At 64.6% G+C, this 16,296-nt stretch carries 20 protein-coding genes; 5 read left to right on the forward strand and 15 right to left on the reverse strand.

Annotated elements, in window-relative coordinates; translation table 11 throughout:
- Positions 1-53 precede the first annotated feature (53 nt).
- The 8 genes from rpsG to F9Z44_RS19765 form a co-directional block, all read right to left on the reverse strand.
- A complete protein-coding gene (rpsG, locus tag F9Z44_RS19730) occupies positions 54-524 on the reverse strand; it encodes a 30S ribosomal protein S7 (RefSeq protein WP_056266870.1) in 471 nt (156 codons plus the stop codon).
- A 157-nt stretch (positions 525-681) separates the two neighbouring features.
- Positions 682-1,059 carry a 30S ribosomal protein S12 gene (rpsL, locus tag F9Z44_RS19735; RefSeq protein ID WP_056266875.1) on the reverse strand — a complete coding sequence of 126 codons (378 nt, stop codon included), beginning with the start codon at positions 1,057-1,059 and terminating at the stop codon, positions 682-684.
- Positions 1,060-1,175: 116 nt separating this feature from the next.
- On the reverse strand, positions 1,176-2,282 hold the full coding sequence (locus F9Z44_RS19740) for a D-alanyl-D-alanine carboxypeptidase family protein (protein ID WP_159608820.1): 1,107 nt from the start codon (positions 2,280-2,282) through the stop codon (positions 1,176-1,178).
- 120 nt (positions 2,283-2,402) lie between these two features.
- Positions 2,403-3,026, reverse strand: coding sequence for an alpha/beta hydrolase (locus F9Z44_RS19745; protein WP_159608381.1), 624 nt, complete (start codon positions 3,024-3,026; stop codon positions 2,403-2,405).
- 51 nt (positions 3,027-3,077) lie between these two features.
- Positions 3,078-3,416, reverse strand: coding sequence for a (2Fe-2S) ferredoxin domain-containing protein (locus F9Z44_RS19750; protein ID WP_159608382.1), 339 nt, complete (start codon positions 3,414-3,416; stop codon positions 3,078-3,080).
- Positions 3,413-4,540 (reverse strand): VanZ family protein, encoded by a 1,128-nt coding sequence (locus F9Z44_RS19755; RefSeq protein ID WP_159608383.1) that lies wholly within the window; start codon positions 4,538-4,540, stop codon positions 3,413-3,415. The genes F9Z44_RS19750 and F9Z44_RS19755 overlap by 4 nt, the downstream gene beginning before the upstream one ends.
- A 4-nt stretch (positions 4,541-4,544) precedes the next feature.
- On the reverse strand, positions 4,545-4,973 hold the full coding sequence (locus tag F9Z44_RS19760) for a CopD family protein (RefSeq protein WP_159608384.1): 429 nt from the start codon (positions 4,971-4,973) through the stop codon (positions 4,545-4,547).
- A 265-nt stretch (positions 4,974-5,238) separates the two neighbouring features.
- Positions 5,239-6,363, reverse strand: coding sequence for a hypothetical protein (locus tag F9Z44_RS19765; RefSeq protein WP_159608385.1), 1,125 nt, complete (start codon positions 6,361-6,363; stop codon positions 5,239-5,241).
- Positions 6,364-6,571: 208 nt separating this feature from the next.
- Here F9Z44_RS19765 and hemB point away from each other — a divergent pair, with 208 nt between their 5' ends.
- Together hemB and F9Z44_RS19775 are read left to right on the forward strand one after the other, a co-directional pair.
- Positions 6,572-7,573 (forward strand): porphobilinogen synthase, encoded by a 1,002-nt coding sequence (gene hemB, locus F9Z44_RS19770; RefSeq protein WP_159608386.1) that lies wholly within the window; start codon positions 6,572-6,574, stop codon positions 7,571-7,573.
- An 11-nt stretch (positions 7,574-7,584) separates the two neighbouring features.
- Entirely contained in the window at positions 7,585-8,694 is a 1,110-nt protein-coding gene (locus F9Z44_RS19775; protein WP_159608387.1) for a magnesium transporter CorA family protein, read from the forward strand.
- 5 nt (positions 8,695-8,699) lie between these two features.
- On the opposite strand, the gene F9Z44_RS19780 is transcribed toward F9Z44_RS19775, so the two are convergent.
- From F9Z44_RS19780 to F9Z44_RS19795, 4 genes are read right to left on the reverse strand one after another with little or no spacing between them, the layout of a single operon-like run.
- Complete coding sequence (locus tag F9Z44_RS19780) at positions 8,700-9,350, reverse strand: glutathione S-transferase family protein (protein ID WP_159608388.1); 651 nt, start codon at positions 9,348-9,350, stop codon at positions 8,700-8,702.
- Positions 9,351-9,352: 2 nt separating this feature from the next.
- Positions 9,353-10,258 (reverse strand): amidohydrolase family protein, encoded by a 906-nt coding sequence (locus F9Z44_RS19785; protein WP_159608389.1) that lies wholly within the window; start codon positions 10,256-10,258, stop codon positions 9,353-9,355.
- Positions 10,259-10,262: 4 nt separating this feature from the next.
- The gene (locus F9Z44_RS19790; RefSeq protein ID WP_159608390.1) at positions 10,263-10,952 is read right to left on the reverse strand and encodes a dienelactone hydrolase family protein; all 690 of its coding nucleotides are present in this window, start codon (positions 10,950-10,952) and stop codon (positions 10,263-10,265) included.
- A 30-nt stretch (positions 10,953-10,982) separates the two neighbouring features.
- A complete protein-coding gene (locus F9Z44_RS19795) occupies positions 10,983-11,582 on the reverse strand; it encodes a 2-hydroxychromene-2-carboxylate isomerase (protein ID WP_159608391.1) in 600 nt (199 codons plus the stop codon).
- An 86-nt stretch (positions 11,583-11,668) separates the two neighbouring features.
- Between F9Z44_RS19795 and F9Z44_RS19800 the strand changes: the two genes are divergently transcribed.
- The 3 genes from F9Z44_RS19800 to F9Z44_RS19810 all read left to right on the forward strand — a co-directional run bounded on the left by F9Z44_RS19800 (position 11,669) and on the right by F9Z44_RS19810 (position 13,676).
- Positions 11,669-12,427 carry an SDR family oxidoreductase gene (locus tag F9Z44_RS19800; RefSeq protein ID WP_159608392.1) on the forward strand — a complete coding sequence of 253 codons (759 nt, stop codon included), beginning with the start codon at positions 11,669-11,671 and terminating at the stop codon, positions 12,425-12,427.
- Between the two features lie 106 nt (positions 12,428-12,533).
- Positions 12,534-13,004, forward strand: coding sequence for a MaoC family dehydratase (locus tag F9Z44_RS19805; protein ID WP_159608393.1), 471 nt, complete (start codon positions 12,534-12,536; stop codon positions 13,002-13,004).
- A 51-nt stretch (positions 13,005-13,055) separates the two neighbouring features.
- A complete protein-coding gene (locus tag F9Z44_RS19810) occupies positions 13,056-13,676 on the forward strand; it encodes a MarC family protein (RefSeq protein WP_159608394.1) in 621 nt (206 codons plus the stop codon).
- A 42-nt stretch (positions 13,677-13,718) separates the two neighbouring features.
- Here F9Z44_RS19810 and F9Z44_RS19815 read toward each other — a convergent pair whose 3' ends face one another.
- From F9Z44_RS19815 to F9Z44_RS19825, 3 genes are all read right to left on the reverse strand, one after another.
- Positions 13,719-14,864, reverse strand: coding sequence for a HipA domain-containing protein (locus F9Z44_RS19815; RefSeq protein ID WP_236574199.1), 1,146 nt, complete (start codon positions 14,862-14,864; stop codon positions 13,719-13,721).
- On the reverse strand, positions 14,861-15,118 hold the full coding sequence (locus F9Z44_RS19820; RefSeq protein WP_236574200.1) for a helix-turn-helix transcriptional regulator: 258 nt from the start codon (positions 15,116-15,118) through the stop codon (positions 14,861-14,863). The genes F9Z44_RS19815 and F9Z44_RS19820 overlap by 4 nt, the downstream gene beginning before the upstream one ends.
- Before the next feature lie 179 nt (positions 15,119-15,297).
- The gene (locus tag F9Z44_RS19825) at positions 15,298-16,296 is read right to left on the reverse strand and encodes a 2-dehydropantoate 2-reductase (protein ID WP_159608396.1); all 999 of its coding nucleotides are present in this window, start codon (positions 16,294-16,296) and stop codon (positions 15,298-15,300) included.

Genomic DNA, 16,296 nt, shown 5'->3' on the forward strand with positions numbered 1-16,296 from the left:
AACAAGGGATGCGGGCTCTCGGTTCTGGATGCTCTAAGGGGCGGTGGCCCGGATCAGAAGCGGAAGTGGCTGAAGGCCTTGTTGGCCTCGGCCATGCGGTGCACTTCATCGCGCTTTTTCATGGCGCCGCCACGGCCTTCGGTGGCTTCAATCAGTTCGTTCGCCAGGCGCAGGGCCATGGACTTTTCGCTGCGCTTGCGCGCGGCTTCCTTGATCCAGCGCATGGAGAGCGCCAGACGACGGACAGGGCGCACTTCAACGGGCACCTGGTAGTTGGCGCCACCAACACGGCGGGACTTCACTTCCACCATGGGCTTGACGTTGTTGATGGCGACCGAGAAGATTTCGACAGGGTCTTTGCCGCTCTTCTTCTCGATCTGCTCCAGCGCGCCATAAATGATGCGCTCGGCGACAGCTTTCTTGCCGCCTTCCATGATCACGTTCATGAACTTGGAGAGCTCGACATTGCCGAACTTGGGATCCGGCAGGATTTCACGTTTAGGGACTTCGCGACGACGTGGCATTTTTTCACCTCATATTGCTTCAGTTGGCGCCTTGGCAGACACCGCGGAGGTCATTGGAACCCCCACTTACTCGACCCACACGGACAATTCCGTGCTTGGGGTCACTACGCTGATTCACCGCGCCACGCGGGAAACAGCACCTTGAATTCAAACCAGATTACTTGGCCTTGGGCTTCTTCGCACCGTACTTGGAGCGCGACTGCTTGCGGTCTTTCACGCCTTGCAAGTCGAGCGAGCCACGCACGATGTGATAACGCACACCGGGCAAGTCCTTGACACGACCACCGCGAACCAGCACGACGCTGTGTTCCTGGAGGTTGTGGCCTTCGCCGCCGATGTAGGAGATCACCTCAAAACCGTTGGTCAGGCGCACTTTGGCGACTTTACGCAGAGCGGAGTTGGGCTTCTTGGGGGTCGTGGTGTACACACGGGTGCACACACCGCGACGCTGCGGAGAGTTTTCCATGGCCGGGCTCTTGGATTTGGTCTTTTCGACCTCCCGGCCGTGGCGCACGAGTTGATTGATGGTTGGCATTGAAAACGTCCCTAAACGTTTGAAAAAAGCGAAAACGGAAAGCTCTTCGGAAAATTCCGAAAAGCCCGCTAATGTAGCACGGGGGTGGCACCCTGGCAATGCAGGGGCCGGTTGTGTCACTGAATCCAGAGGCGGATGGCGTCCCAGGCGCGGCCGAATACGCCGCTTTCTTCCACCGTGTCCATGACGACCAGGGGAATGTCGGCCACTTTCGTGCCGCTGGCCAGGCTCACGCGCAGCGTGCCCAGAGCGTCACCGCGGTTGAGCGGTGCCACCAGGGGGTCAGGGCGGACCACCTCAGTCTTGAGCTTGGCGCCTTCGCCCGCCGGCACGGAAACGACCACGCCTTCAGGACGCCCGAGGCGCACTTGTTCGGCTTTGCCCTTCCAGACCCGCGGTGTGGCCACGGGTTGGCCCGCAGGAAACAGGCGCACGGCGTCAAAGGCCGTGTAGCCCCAGTTCAGGAGCTTCTGGGTTTCGGCTGCGCGGGCGTTTTCGCTGGATGCACCCAGCAGGATGCTGATGAGGCGTCGCTGGCCTTGTGCGCCCTCGCCCAGGCCAGGCACCTGGCGGCGTGCGGTTGCTACCAGGCAATAACCGGCCGCGCTGGTGTGACCCGTCTTCAAGCCGTCGACGCTGGGATCGCGAAACAACAGGAGGTTGCGGTTGGTGTCGTTGGTCGCCGGCGTGCCGGGGTAGCGGTATCGCTGGATCGCGTAGTACGGAACGTATTGCGGGAAGTCGGTCATCAGGCGGTTGGCCAGGGTGGCCAGATCGCGGGCGGTGGTGGTGTGCCCCGCTTCGGTCAAGCCTTCCGCGTTGCGATAGCCGGTCGCCGTCATGCCCAGGGATTTGGCCTGAGCGTTCATGAGCTCCACAAAACGCTCCACCGAACCCGCCACGCCTTCGGCCAGGGCCACGGTGGCATCGTTACCCGACTGCACGATCATGCCTTTGATGAGGTCTTCCACCGGGACTTGCATCTTGGGGTCGATGAACATGCGCGATCCGGGCATCTTCCAGGCGCGCTCGCTCACAGGCATGGTCTGCGTGAGGCTGATCTTGCCGGCCTTGAGGGCGTCAAAAACGATGTAGGCCGTCATCAGCTTGGTCAGCGATGCCGGCTCCACAGCCTGGTCGGGATTCATGGAGGCCAGAACCTGCCCGGACGTCACATCCATCAAGAGGTAAGCCTTGGCAGCCACCTCGGGGGCTTGGGGCATCTGGGCCGATGCGGGCAACGCCGAGCCAACGATCAGGCAGGCAGACAAGAGGAGAGAAGAAAGACGACGCAACAAAATCCGGTCCTTAGAGGGGAATCAAAAAGAAAAGCCGGCGCGCCCTCAGGCGCGCAGGTGACGCAACACCAGTTCCCGCAACATCGGGAGCTGGCCGTGAAAAAAATGACCTCCACCCGGCACCACCAGCACTGGCAGCACCTGGGGCCTGGCCCAGTCCATCACGCTGGCCAGTGGGACAGTATCGTCCTGCTCCCCATGAACGACCAGGGTTCGGGTGTGGAGTTCCGCAGGAACGGGGGCGGCGTCGAATCGGCTGGTTGCCGTGCCGACGAGCACCAGGCGCTGGATGTCGCGCGAAGCATGCAGGTTCGCGGCAGCGTGGCTGGTGACAAAGGCCCCAAACGAGAAGCCTGCCAGACACAGCGGGCCCTCGGCCGCGTGAGCGGCGACCACAGCCAGCAGGTCGTCGAGTTCACCACGACCTTCGTCGTACACGCCCTCGCTGGCGCCCACGCCCCTGAAATTGAACCGCACCGCTGTCCAGCCCGCCAACACACTGGCCCGGGCCAGCGTTTGCACCACCTTGTTGGTCAGCGTGCCGCCATGCAGCGGATGGGGGTGCGCGATGACCGCGGTACCCCGCGCCGCACCATCGGGCCGGTCAATGGCCAGCTCAATCTGCCCCGCAGGGCCAGCCATCGTCAAGCTTTCGGTCTGGGCGTTCATGCTCCTGCCTTGGGGTCTGGATTCACCATGCAACGGGCAGACACCGGAGGCTCAGCGCCCCACATCGGACGGCGTCACCAGCCGCTGGACCACCACGCCATCGCGCAGATGCGACTGCACAATATCATCAATGTCGTGCTCGTCAACGTAGCTGTACCAGACGGCTTCCGGGTAAACCACGGCGATCGGACCACCTGCACAGCGATCCAGGCAACCCGCCTTGTTCACGCGAACCTTGCCCGCGCCCAGAAGCCCCTGCGCCTTGGCCTGTGATTTACAGCGGTCGAATGCCGCCTGAGCATTGTGGTCGGCGCAGGAGGCTTCGCCGTTGTTCCGCTGATTGAGACAGAAGAAAATGTGGCGTTCGTAATAAGACTTGTTTTCACTCATAGATCGATTTTAGAGGTGTGCGAGGACACATACGTTGAGCGGGACACTGCCAGCAGGCCGAACACGAGTGCGGCAAAGGGCCACAACCAGCCCAGCCATTGGGACAAGCCGTGGAAACGGATGAATCGTCCCTGCTCCCAAGCCTCCAGAGACTGGGCGAAGTAGGGACTGATGGGCGCGCCATTAAGAAGGCTCAGCGACACCGCCAAGCACAACAGCATTACCACGTTGCACATCCGGCGCGGCATGGCCACAAAAAGCACTCCCGCAACCAGGGTCGCAGCCAGGCCGAGCTGGGCTTGCGGCGTGATCCAGGCCCAGGCATGGTCAGGGCCGTAGGTCAGGGCAGCCGACAGGCCCGCCACGCACACGGCGCCGCCCAGCAGCAAACCGCAGAACACCAAACGACGAGCACGCGAACGCATGTCGGCATAGCCCATGAGGAGGGGAGCCAGCACGCTCAGACCAATGCAGAACGCCTCTGCCAGCGGACTCAGGGGAACGGGAGCGAACTCGCGCACAGGCACCCACTCCAGAAACGGCGTGTCGATCAGCAACGCGGTGAGGCCCGATTCAAGGCGGTCCCAGACATGACCAAGGCCGAATGGAACCGGTTGGGGATACAGCAGGGCAAAAGGCCACAGCGCCAGCAGCACAAGACTCCCGTGTGCCGAAGGCTCGAACCAGTTGGCGCGGATCTGGCTCCAGCGGCGCAGCGCTCCCAGGCGCTCGATCAACAGCGCCAGCGCCACCCCCAGGGCAGCGCCTGCGACGTTCAAAACCAGATCCACATTGGAAGACACCCGCATGGGCAGGTAGCTCTGCAACATTTCCACCGCCAAGGACAGCAACGTCGGCAGACCCAGCGCCACCACCCACGACCAGCGGGCGGCTCCGGTGCCGGAGCGCTGCGATGCCAGCGCCAACAGGAATCCCAGCGGGGCATACCCGACCAAGTTGGAGGCAATGTCAAAGCCCGTCCAGTACTGGGGCAAAGGTGCCTGCAGGAACGCGAGCGGCACCACGCCCTGGTCGCGCCAGCCGGTGAACGGGTACAGGCTGGCGTACACCACCAGGCAGGCGAACAGAAACGCCAGCGGCCAGGCGGATGAGCGCGCATTCAAAACGTCAGAACGGCTTGACGACCACCAGCACCACCGCTGCCACCAGCAAGATCACCGGGGCCTCGTTGAACCAGCGGTACCAGACATGGTTGCGGCGGTTGGCGCCCCGTGCGAACTGCCGGAGCATCACGCCGCATGTGTGGTGGTAGCCCAGGACCAGCAGGACCACGAACAGCTTGGCATGCATCCATCCGTTGCCAGCGCCCATGCCGATGCCATAACCCAGCCACAGCCACAGACCAAGAGCCAACGCGGGAACCGCCAACAGACTGGTGAAGCGCATCAGCTTGCGCGCCATCAAGAGCAAGCGCTCACGCTCGGCCACACTTTCGGGTGGAACCATCGCCAGATTCACGAAAATTCGGGGCAGGTAAAAGAGACCGGCAAACCAGCTGGCCACGAAAACGATGTGAAAGGATTTGACCCAGAGCATGTGGGTCAGTGTAGTGCGCAGTGTCGGCATTGACCGGGTATCGCACGGAGCACCGCCAACGGGCAGACAAAAAAAACCCGGCCAGTTGGGCCGGGTTGGGAAGCCTTTTTGCTGTCACACACTAAGGCACCCGCTCAGGGAGGAAAAGCGGGGAGCTACCTCGCAGCAGCCCGCTGAAATGGTACACCAATCAAATCGGATATCCAACTTTGACCTGTCAACTTTGACATTGAAATGGCGGAAAATATGGTGTAAGAAAATCTTGCTACATCATCTTGGCGAGCTCGAACATGACGGCCGTGCCCAGCGCTTCACGAATGTTGCCGCGCCCCACCTTGGCCATGGACAGCTCTCCAAAACCCGACATGTCGAACGAGCTGTCATCCGGTGAAATTTCGACGAAAGGGAACTCGAAAACTTCGCGCAGCAGTTCGCGCCGGAACAATTCAAAGGCATCGCCCTTGAGCCCCGCATCCACAACGATCAGGTTGGGCATGCGGCTGCGGACTGCCTGACGCGCTTGCTCGAAATCGACCACGCTGTCGGACATGACGCCGATCTCGCGCAGGGCATCGCGCACGTCGGCACGGATCTGCAGGGCCGACGAAACCGTCAACACATAGACCCCGGAGAGCGACTTGAACATCGACGAATGGTCGTCGGAGAGTTCTACGGCGGAGATGCCATCCACGGCCTGCACCGTGCGCGTGAACATGGCCGTGAAGTTCACGCCATCGTCGGTGGTCTCGCGGTCGATTTCAATGCCGCCCGCGGTCTGTGCAATCTGGCGGATAAGCACCCAGCTCAGGCTGTCCATCATGGCGGTGCTGGAAGGCGGCAGGCCGTCGTTGGAGACGCGAACCTGCAGTCGAGCGTGTTTTGGCCATGCGTTCAAGTCCATTCGCACATCGATGCGACTGCCAAAGGGCAGCCCCCAGTCGAGTACCGCGTTCACGAATGTGTAACCCACCGTGGGATCCACCAGCACTTCCACCGGCTTGAGCTTGCGGCGCAATTCGATGCCGAGCACGCTGAACTCGTTCTTGCGCTCCTGCAACACGCCTTCGACCAACTGAGCCATGTCGACCTTTTCATGCGACTGGCGGATGCGACCACCGTAGAAACGGTTGATTTGCTGCGCGCTGATCCCGGCCACCTTCAGACGCTCGGTGGGAATGCTCAATGCACGGTGCTCCAGACGGGTGATGCGCTCCTTGGAAAGCAGAAGGTCGATGCTGTTTTGCAGCGCGCTGATGCCTTCGGTGATCTGGTCGGCCAGACCCGCCACCAGGACGGGCCAGTGCTCTTCCAGTGACCAGGGCAGATCGGCTTGACTGCCCGGTTTCACGGCGGCAGGCACGCTGGCAATGTTCTTTTTGACTGAGAGCATGGGACGTTGGAGTGGGGCGCACGCAGGCTGGGACCCGAAAATATCACCGTGCGCCCGGTGTGAACCGTGGGGAGGTATCAATCATTTCTTCTTACTGTGGAGTTCAACACAATGGCGCCAACTTTTAGATCCTGGACACCTCGCCTGCGCCCCGAAACGGGGACCCGTGCGACACACGCCGGGCGCTTCTGTTTGCCACAATAGGCCGATGCACACCCCCGCCCCCTACCCCTTCAGCCGCCCCCGCCGCCTGCGCCGGGATCCGTTCACCCGCGATCTGGTGCGTGAACACCGGCTGAGCGCGGCCGACCTGATCTACCCCGTGTTCGTGCTCGACGGCGCGAACCGCCGCGAGGCGGTGAGCTCCATGCCGGGCGTGGAACGCCTGAGCCTGGACCTGCTGCTGCCGGTGGCCGAAGAGTGTGTGGCGCTGGGCATTCCGGTGATGGCGCTGTTCCCGGTGATCGACCAGTCGCTGAAGACGCCCGACGGCCAGGAGGCGCTGAACCCCGACGGCCTTGTACCGCGCGTGGTGCGCGAGCTGAAAAGGCGCTTCCCGCAGCTCGGCGTGATGACCGACGTGGCGCTCGACCCCTACACCAGCCACGGTCAGGACGGGCTGCTCGACGAGCACAACTACATCCTGAACGACCCCACGGTGGAGATCCTGGTGAAGCAGGCTGTGAACCAGGCCCAGGCGGGCGTGGACATGGTCGCGCCCAGCGACATGATGGACGGGCGCATCGGCGCCATTCGCGCCGCGCTCGAGGCCCACGGCCTGGTGCACACGAAGATCATGGCCTACAGCGCCAAGTACGCCAGCGCGTTCTACGGCCCGTTCCGCGACGCGGTGGGCTCGGCCGCCAACCTGGGCAAGGCCGACAAGAAGGTCTACCAGATGGACCCGGGCAATTCCAACGAGGCCCTGCGCGAGGTGGCCCTGGATCTGGCCGAAGGCGCCGACATGGTGATGGTCAAACCCGGCATGCCCTATCTGGACATCGTGCGCCGGGTAAAAGACGAGTTCGCCGTGCCCACCTTCGCCTACCAGGTCAGCGGCGAGTACGCCATGCTCAAGGCTGCCGCCCTCAACGGCTGGCTGGACCACGACGCGGTGATGATGGAGAGCCTGCTGGCCTTCAAGCGCGCGGGCGCGGACGGTGTACTGACCTATTTCGCGCGCGACGCCGCCCGGCTGCTGCGCGGCTGAGGTCCCACCCCATGCGCGTCTTCCACATCCTGCCCGGCTCGGTGAGCGAGTCCACGAACCTGCCGATGGTGCTGCCCGCCAAAGGCTACGTCTGGATCGCCTGCGGGCGGCGGGAATTCGAGCTGGAGCAAGGCGCGGTGCAATCCACTTTGCAGGTGCTGTCGGGCATGACGCTGGTGGACCTGCACATCTCGGACCTGCTCAACAACCAGCTGCCCTCGCACTACGACTACACCTCGCAGTACGACATCTTGGTGTTCCGGCGGCTCACCACGGGCCACAGCGAAACCGACCTGGCCCACCCGGGCGCGGTGTTGACGCAGACCCTCAAACGCGGCGGCCCCCCGGTGCTGCGGCGCATCGACACCAGCCCGGTCGGGTTCGCGGTGTTCGACCGCGTGCTGCTCACCGTCCACCCCGCGGGTTGCCAGGTGCTGGACCACTACGCCACACGGCTCATGACAGCGACCACCGCAGCCTCTCGCGCCGCCGGCATTGCCCTGCCGCCGAGCCCGGCCGACCTGATGCTGCGCATCGTCAACCAGATGGTCGACGGTTACCTGGACCTGCGGCGCGAACTCACGCGCCAGCTCGACCACTGGCAAGGAGAACTGCTGAGCCCGCGCGCGCGCTTCAGCAACTGGGGCTCCCTGCTGGATGCCCGCATCTCACTGCACCACCTCGACGAAATCTGCGAAGACCAGCGCTCGGCGATCCAGGACTGGATCGAGGCACTGAACACCTGGGAGCCCAACGAGCACAACGGCGGCCAGCGCGGGCTGGAGCTGCTCAAGGTGCGTTCGCGCGACGTGCTCGAACACATCGAGCGTGTGGTGCACCACGTGCGCCGGCTGGAGCAGAACGCCGAGACCGCCGTGCAGATGCACTTCTCGGCCCAGAGCAACCGCACGAACGACATCATGCGCACGCTCACGGCACTCACTGCGATCTTCCTGCCGCTGAACCTGATCGCCGGCATCTTCGGCATGAACTTCGAGTTCATCCCGCTGACCCACCTGAAGAGTGGTTTCTGGTGGGCCATGGGCTCCATGGCGCTCACTGCCGCGGTGCTGGGCGTGGTGTTCTGGCGCAAGCGCTACCTGGCGCGCACGGCGCGCTGAACGCCTCAGAAATACGGTGCGCTCAGGCCTTCGTTGGCCAACATGCGCTGGACCGCTGGGCGCTCCAGCACGCGCCGCAGGTACGGGCCCAGGTGAGCACGTTCGCGCGCCGGCGCGCTGGAGAAGTTGCGCGTCCAGCGGCACAGCGTGAAAACATAGGGGTCGAGCGCCGAGTAGGCGGACCCCATGAACCACGGCCCGCCATGGCGCGCGAGTTCGGCGTCGAGCTGGTCGAGCAAGGGACCCACACGCGCCTGCGCGTGGGCTTTGAGCTCGGCCACGCCGGCGGTGTTGCCTTCGTTCATCCAGCGCTCGGGGTAGAAGTAAACGATGAGCGTGGCCTGCAGCGTGTTGGTGAGCCACACCAGCCATTTGTAGGCCTGAGCTCGCTCCGGCGTGCCTGGCGCGGGCAGCAGCCCGGCCTGCGGATGGGTGTCGCACAGGTGCAGGCAGATCGCAGCTGTCTCATACAGCACCGTATCGCCATCGACCAGCACCGGGATCAGCCCATTGGGGTTGAGCGCGAGGTGCTCCGGCGTCTTGTGCCCACCGTTCAGCCTGTCGACCGGCACGCGCTCGTAAGGCACACCGATGTCTTCGAGCAGGATGTGCGGCACCATGGCCGCGGTGCTGGGAGCGAAGTGCAGCTGGATCACGTTCAGGGTGTCGGTGTGGGCAGACCAAAGAGTCTTGCGCCGTTGTCCCACGCGATGCGCCGCGCAACATCGACCGGCAGGCCACCCAGCCAGGTGCGGTAGCCCCGCATGAGCTCGCCATAAGACTGCCAGCGCTGGTTCACCCAGGTGTCGGAGCCGATCATGAAGCGGTCCGGGTGCTTGAGCAGCAGAGCGCGCCACTCGGGGCACAGCTGGCCGTCGCCGCAGGTGAGGCCCGGGCGGTAGGACAGCTCCCCCATCAGCCTCGGATAGCGCGAGAGCAGCTCGTCCACCCGGGCGACCGACGAGCCACCAATGCCGGTGTGTGCCCAGATCAAGCCCAGCTTCTGACCCTTGGAGGGCGTGTTCGCCATCAGCAGGTCGATCGCCGCGTCGTCCACGTGCGCGAGGATGGCGAGGCTCTTCTCCTCGGCCAGCGCCATGAGCTGCCGGGCCACCGGGCCGTTGGCGTTCGCGCTGTCGTACAGGTGGAACTCCCCCAGGCCGCGGTAAGGACCGGCGGGTGTGCCGCGCGCCAGTTCGGTCTGCACCATGTCCACGATGGTGGGGTCGCGGAACCAGTTGCTGTAGTCGGCGCGGTCGCGGTACAGGCGCACGAAGGGCACCACGGTGACGCCGGCCGCCCGCGTCTGATCGCGTGCGCTGGCCAATACCCTGGTGCCATCGTTGGGTCGCGAGTTGGCCACGATGGCACGCACGCCATTTTTCTGCATGCGCTCCAGCACATCGGCCAGCGGGTGGGGACAGCCCGGCGTCGGCATGGTGTGCACGCAGGCCTCGTCGTTGTAGTGCAGGTGGGCATCGAACAACGGGCCGCTGTAGTCGGCGGCGTTCGCCGCGCCCACACAGACCGCCATCAGACCACTGAGCAGCCCAGCGCGCCACATGGCGTCAACCGATGTGCTGGGCGAAGAAAGCCAGCGTGCGCTGGCGCGCGAGCTTCGCGGCGGCTTCGTTGTACGAACCACGCTGGTCGCAGTTGAAGCCGTGGTTGGCGTTGTAGACGTGCACCGTCACGCCGGGCTGCGCCTTCTTGAACGCCTCGACCGTGTCGAGCGGAATCCAGTGGTCCTGGTCGCCGAAATGCGCCAGCACCGGCACCTGCGGCACGCGGTGGGCATCGGCTTCACCGGTCATGCCGCCACCGTAGTACGGCGCGGCGGCGGACAAGCCCTTGAGCGCGCAGGCCGCACGCCATGTGAGCAGGCCACCCCAGCAGTAACCCACGATGCCGACCTTGCCGGCCTGCGCGGCGTGGTCGATGGCGGCCTGGATGTCGGCCATCACGCCGGGTGCGGGCAGTGCTTCCACAGCGGTCTTGAAACCGAAACCGGTGCCCATGTCGGCCTCGGTGTAGCCCAGGTCCACCCCGGCCTTCACGCGGTGAAAGGTGGCCGGTGCGACCACGAAATAGCCATCGGCCGCGTAACCGTCGGCCACCGAGCGGATGTGCGAATTGACGCCGAAAATTTCCTGCAGCACGACCAGGCCACCCTTGGCTTTGGGATTGCCGGCGGGCCCGGCCACGTAAGCGGGAAAGGTAGTGCCGTCGGCGGCCTTGAGTTCGATCATGTGTCCCATGGGATGGCTCCTGTTGTTGGTTGAAAAGAATCAGGTGCGCAGCTTGCGCGCCACGAAGTCGAGCCGGTCCTGGCCCCAGAACAGCTCGCCGTCGATCACATAGCTTGGCGCGCCGAACACGCTGGCGTCGATCGCGGCCTGTGTGTTTTCGTCATAAAGGGCCTGCACGTCGGGCTGCTCCGACTGGCCCAGCCGGGTCTCATCCAGTGCGCACTCGGCGAGCAGGGCGGCCAGCGTGCCCGGGTCGGCGATGTCACGCTCCTGCGCCCACACGGCGGTGGTCACCGCACCGGTCAGCTTCATCGCAGCGTCGGCGCCGTCGTGCAGGGCCACTGCGGTGATCAGACGCGCAGCCGGATCGCCGGCCACCGGGAAGAAGCGCGGCTGCGGGTGCAGTGGCACACCGAGCGCTTCGCTGAAGCGGCGCAGCTCCAGCAGCCGGTAGGCCTGGCGCTGTGGCGCGCGCTTGGGCAGCGGCAGGCCGCCCGAGAGGGGAAAGATCTTGCCCAGGTCCATGGGCCGCACGCGCACTGCTGAGCCGGTCTCACGCACCAGGGCGGCAAAACGCTCGTGGCCCAGGTAGGTCCAGGGGCTCTGCGGGGCCAGGAAGTAGTCGACTGTGTGACGCATGCGGGTCTCCTCGCGCTGTTGTAATGGTTGTTTCGTGGCGAGCCAGTGTTGTACGCGATGCCACCACTTTCTGCAGGAGACAGGTTATGGACAAGGTGAGTGGCCGGGTGTTGCTGGTCACCGGTGGTGGGCGCGGCATTGGCGCGGCCACGGCGCGGCTGGCGGCCTCCCAGGGCTGGGCGGTGGCGGTGAACTACACCGCGAACTCGCTGGCCGCCGACGAGGTGGTGCGCGCCATCCGCGAGCTCGGCGGCACGGCCATCACGGCGCAGGCCGATGTGGCGGACGAAGCCCAGGTGCTGGCGATGTTCCAGAAGATCGACGCCAAGCTCGGCCGCCTGAGCGGACTGGTGAACAACGCGGGCGTGGTCGATGTGAGCGCGCGGATCGACGAGATGAGCGTGGCGCGCTGGCGCCGCATGTTCGACATCAACGTGATCGGCTCAATGCTGTGCGCGCGGGAAGCGGTGCGCCGCATGAGCACGAAACACGGCGGCGAGGGGGGCGCGATCGTCAACGTGTCCAGCGCTGCGTCTCGCCTGGGCTCGCCCGGCCAGTACGTGGACTACGCTGCGGCCAAGGGCGCCATCGACGCCTTCACCATCGGCCTGGCCAAGGAGGTGGCGACTGAAGGCATTCGCGTGAATGCGGTGCGCCCGGGCTTGATCGAGACCGAGATCCACGCCTCGGGCGGCCTGCCCACCCGGGTGCGCGACCTGCAGCACCTGGTGCCCATGCAGCGCGGCGGCACGGCCGACGAGGTGGCGCAGGCCATCGTGTGGCTGCTGTCGGACGCGGCGAGCTACACCACCATGAGTTTGTTGGACGTGTCTGGAGGAAGATGATGGACAACCCCCACGTGATGGACAACCCCCACGCTCCGCCGCTGCGCGGGTCGCTGCTCCCCAAGGGGGCGCATTTCGCCTTGGGGCGGCCCGGCGGCGAAACATCATGAACACATCACATATCAAGTACTGGTGGGAAGACCTTGAGGTAGGCAGCACACGCGACCTCGGCACCATCACCCCGACCGAAGAAGAGACCCTGGCCTTCGCGCGCCAGTTCGACCCACAGCCGTTTCACCTGGACCACGAAGCCGCCCAGGCCTCGGTGTTCGGCGCGCTGAGTGCCAGCGGCTGGCACACCTGCGCCATGGCCATGCGGCTGATGGTGACCAACTTCCTGAATGAGAGCTCCAGCCTGGGCTCGCCCGGGCTGGAGAGTCTGAAATGGCTCAAGCCGGTGTTCCCCGGCGACACGCTGCGCCTGCAGCACACCGTTCTGGAAAAACGGCCCATGAGCAAAAGGCTGGACGTGGGCCTGGTGCGCACCACCTGGGAGATGTTCAACCAGCATGGGGACAAGGTGTTGTTCATGGAAGGCTACGGCATGTTCAGACGACGGGAGCCGGGACAGCCGTAGACCCCTTGAGGGGGACGCGCGCAGCGCGGCGGGGGTGGGTCACAATCCAGCATGGATTTCAAGCCGCTCATCACCCTGCTGGCCATCGTCAACCCGTTGGCGATCGTGCCGTTTTTCATCCATTACACGCAGGGTTTCAGCCGCAAGCAGCGGCGACGCACGGTGATGATTTCGTCCATCAGTGCGTTCGCGGTGATCGCCACCTGCGCCATCATCGGCCTGCAGATCCTGGAGTTCTTCAGCATCTCGCTGGCCAGCTTCCAGGTCGGCGGCGGCATGCTGTTGCTGACCTCGGCGCTGTCCATGCTGAACGCACAACCGGCCGAAGCTAAGACCAACGAGCAGGAGGTGAGCGACGCCTCCGCTCGCGCCTCGATCGCCGTGGTCCCGCTCACCATTCCGCTGCTCACCGGCCCGGCCACCATGTCCACCGTGGTGATCTACGCCGACCAGGCCAAGACTTTTTTCCAGCACGCCGCGCTGGTCGGTTATGGCGTGGTGATCGCGCTGGCCACCGCCATCTGCTTCACGCTGGCCGAGCCGATCGCGCGCTTTCTGGGGCAGACCGGCATCAACGTGATGACGCGCTTGATGGGGTTGATCCTCGCGGCGTTGTCGGTGGAGGTGATGGCCACCGGGCTGGTGAAGCTGTTTCCAGCTCTGCTGGGTTGAATGCCGGCAGCGCTCAAGACACGCGCTTGAGCATGTCGGAGATCACGAGTTTTCGCACCCCGCGCAACAGGTGAGCTTCTGAGCCCTGGATGGCGCGCAAGGCTTCGGTCTGAGGGGACGCGGCCTTGAGCGCTTCGAACTCGCGCTCCATCTCAACCATGAGCGCATCTGCAGCCAGCGGCAATTGCTGAACCAGCTTCGCCACCTCACGGGTTGCCGCAGCAGGTCGTAGAACGGTGCGATCTGCACGCCCTCGTGGCTGATGAGGAACGAGATGTTCTTGAGGTGGCTGTCCGAGTTGCCCACCAGGGTGTTGAACAGCAGCCAGCGAAACAACGCCATGCGCGCCGCCGCCTTCGAGCGGCACAGATGGATCAGGCGTGTGAGCGTGTCCAGGTTGGCGTTGCTGTACTTGAAGACCGCAGGCTGGTCCAGCAACTGGCAGGCATCGATCACGTGTTTGCGTGTCCACACCTTGGCTTCATCGTCCCACGCGCGGTCGAAGCGCTCGATGATGTACACAGGCTCGGGCAGGTACAGGCGGTGCACCGCAGGCACGTTGAGGCCCAGCAGGCGCGCCAGGCGCATGGTGAAAGCTTCATTGATCACCGAATGTGGGTACTGCTCGGCGCGGCTGTTGGGCTTGAGGATGTGCGATGAGGCACTGGCCCTCCAGGGCTCGCGCAGCTCGCTGGTCTTGGGGTTGAACAAGACCACCATCTTGTGCTGGGCGCCGGCCAGCGACATGCGTTTGGGCGACCGGGACGTGAGGGAGGCCCGCGGCAGGTTCTGAATCCTCGCTGAAAGCTCCTCAAGGGTCAGCGCCTGATCGCCCCGCTCGGGCTGCGGACCGCCCGGGGGCGACAGCACGAGGGAGCCGGCCGATTCAGCGCCCAGCCGCTCCAGCAGGCCAAAGGCGTCACTGGCCCCGACGTTCTGCTCCCTGCCAAGCAGTTCGCGCATCTGCTCCTCGGGCAACAGGTTGTCGAAGTACCACTGCACCGTTCGCTGCGTTGAGCCGTCGCGCATGGGCTTGTCCGACAGGGGGAGCGCTGGCGAGAGCGGGAACGCGTCCGGGGCATGAAGCCAGCTGTCTGCGTAGACCCATGTCCAGCTGCCGTCATGTTCCAGGAGCACGCCGATCTCACGGTCGTTGGTGGACACCGAGAGACTGCGCTCGGAGCTCATGGGCGAATCACCCCACCACCTGGCAAGGGTTTCAGGGCCTTGGCGCGAAGCTCGTTGAGGCGCGCCAAGGACTCAGCCGGGATGTCGATGCTCATCTGAATGCCCAGTTCATCCAGCACCTTCAGCACCAGACCGAACTGCACAGTCTCCTTGCCGCGCTCGACATCGCGCAAGAACACATGGCCGACGCCTGCGCTGCCCGCGGTGTCGTCCTGGCGCAAACCTTGTTCATTGCGGACGGCGCGCACGGCCATCCCCAAATCGGAAACGGAGCGGATAGGGAGTTGCATGGCGACCTTGAATCGATTGGGTCGAATCGATTTTTTCCGCAGAAGCGAGGCCGGTCAAGAAATCGATGGCTTCAGATCGATTTTCACGACAACTCCATTCCTACGTCGACAATCGAACCGAGCTGTTCGATTGTCGACGCTGTTCACTGCGGATACAGCCCCAGCGTCTGCGCCTGCAGGCGCGACAGCCCCAGCAGCGCATCGGTGAACGGCGTGGCCACGCCGGTGAGCTGGCCGAGTTCGCGCACCACGGTCACCAGCGCATCGAGCTCCACCGGCTTCTTCGCCTGCACGTCCTGCAGCATCGAGGTCTTGAAGGCGCCCAGCTTGAGCGTGACGGCGTGGCGGTCCTCGGGTTGCTGGTCGATTGGGATGCCGATCCTGGCACCGATGGCCTTGGCCTCCAGCATCACGCTGCTGATGAAGCCGCGCACGAGTTCGTCGCCCATGATGCGGTCGGTGGTCGCGCCCGTGAGCGCGCTCACCGGGTTCACCGTCATGTTGCCCCAGAGCTTGTACCAGACGTCTTTCTGAATTTGCGGCGACACGCTGGCGTTGAGCCCGGCGCGCTGCAGCAGCGCGGCCAGGGCAGCCACGCGCTCGCTGGCCGCCCCAGAAGGCTCGCCGATGATCAAGCCGTTGCCGAAGTGGTGGCGGATGACGCCGGGCGCATCCACCGAACAGCTGGCGTGCACCACCCCGCCGATCACGTTGCGCGCGGGAATGGCCTGGTCGATCGCACCGGTGGGGTCCACCGACTGCAGCTTTGTTCCGGCACGTTCGCCGCCGAAGCCGTTGAAGAACCACCAGGGCACGCCGTTCATGGCGGTGAGCACCACCGTGTGGCGCCCGATCAGGGGGGCGATGCTGCGCGCCACTTCGGCCAGCGCCGGTGCCTTCACCGCCACGATCACGAGGTCTTGCACGCCCAGGGTCACCGCGTTCGCCGAGGCCTCCACCGGCGCGCCGATGAGGCGTCCGTTCGCATGCAGCTGGAGGCCTTCGCGCTGGAGCACCGCGAGCGTGTCACCACGGGCCAGCGCACTGACGATGCAGCCGGTGTGCGAGAGCAGCACCCCCAGCCAGCCGCCGATGGCGCCGGCACCGACGATGGCCACTCGCTGGAAATCGGTTTGCGTCAA

Source organism: Hydrogenophaga sp. PBL-H3, from assembly GCF_010104355.1.
Taxonomy (GTDB): domain Bacteria; phylum Pseudomonadota; class Gammaproteobacteria; order Burkholderiales; family Burkholderiaceae_C; genus Hydrogenophaga.

Bases quoted from the DNA above. Each gene is read 5' to 3' on its own strand.
- F9Z44_RS19745 (WP_159608381.1), bottom strand. From the start codon at position 3,026: ATGAACGCCCAGACCGAAAGCTTGACGATGGCTGGCCCTGCGGGGCAG.
- hemB (WP_159608386.1), top strand. From the start codon at position 6,572: ATGCACACCCCCGCCCCCTACCCCTTCAGCCGCCCCCGCCGCCTGCGC.
- rpsG (WP_056266870.1), bottom strand. From the start codon at position 524: ATGCCACGTCGTCGCGAAGTCCCTAAACGTGAAATCCTGCCGGATCCC.
- F9Z44_RS19820 (WP_236574200.1), bottom strand. From the start codon at position 15,118: ATGGCCGTGCGCGCCGTCCGCAATGAACAAGGTTTGCGCCAGGACGAC.
- F9Z44_RS19765 (WP_159608385.1), bottom strand. From the start codon at position 6,363: ATGCTCTCAGTCAAAAAGAACATTGCCAGCGTGCCTGCCGCCGTGAAA.
- F9Z44_RS19750 (WP_159608382.1), bottom strand. From the start codon at position 3,416: ATGAGTGAAAACAAGTCTTATTACGAACGCCACATTTTCTTCTGTCTC.
- F9Z44_RS19760 (WP_159608384.1), bottom strand. From the start codon at position 4,973: ATGCTCTGGGTCAAATCCTTTCACATCGTTTTCGTGGCCAGCTGGTTT.
- F9Z44_RS19785 (WP_159608389.1), bottom strand. From the start codon at position 10,258: ATGTGGCGCGCTGGGCTGCTCAGTGGTCTGATGGCGGTCTGTGTGGGC.
- F9Z44_RS19795 (WP_159608391.1), bottom strand. From the start codon at position 11,582: ATGCGTCACACAGTCGACTACTTCCTGGCCCCGCAGAGCCCCTGGACC.
- F9Z44_RS19790 (WP_159608390.1), bottom strand. From the start codon at position 10,952: ATGGGACACATGATCGAACTCAAGGCCGCCGACGGCACTACCTTTCCC.
- F9Z44_RS19810 (WP_159608394.1), top strand. From the start codon at position 13,056: ATGGATTTCAAGCCGCTCATCACCCTGCTGGCCATCGTCAACCCGTTG.
- F9Z44_RS19815 (WP_236574199.1), bottom strand. From the start codon at position 14,864: ATGAGCTCCGAGCGCAGTCTCTCGGTGTCCACCAACGACCGTGAGATC.
- rpsL (WP_056266875.1), bottom strand. From the start codon at position 1,059: ATGCCAACCATCAATCAACTCGTGCGCCACGGCCGGGAGGTCGAAAAG.
- F9Z44_RS19775 (WP_159608387.1), top strand. From the start codon at position 7,585: ATGCGCGTCTTCCACATCCTGCCCGGCTCGGTGAGCGAGTCCACGAAC.
- F9Z44_RS19805 (WP_159608393.1), top strand. From the start codon at position 12,534: ATGAACACATCACATATCAAGTACTGGTGGGAAGACCTTGAGGTAGGC.
- F9Z44_RS19740 (WP_159608820.1), bottom strand. From the start codon at position 2,282: ATGCCCCAAGCCCCCGAGGTGGCTGCCAAGGCTTACCTCTTGATGGAT.
- F9Z44_RS19800 (WP_159608392.1), top strand. From the start codon at position 11,669: ATGGACAAGGTGAGTGGCCGGGTGTTGCTGGTCACCGGTGGTGGGCGC.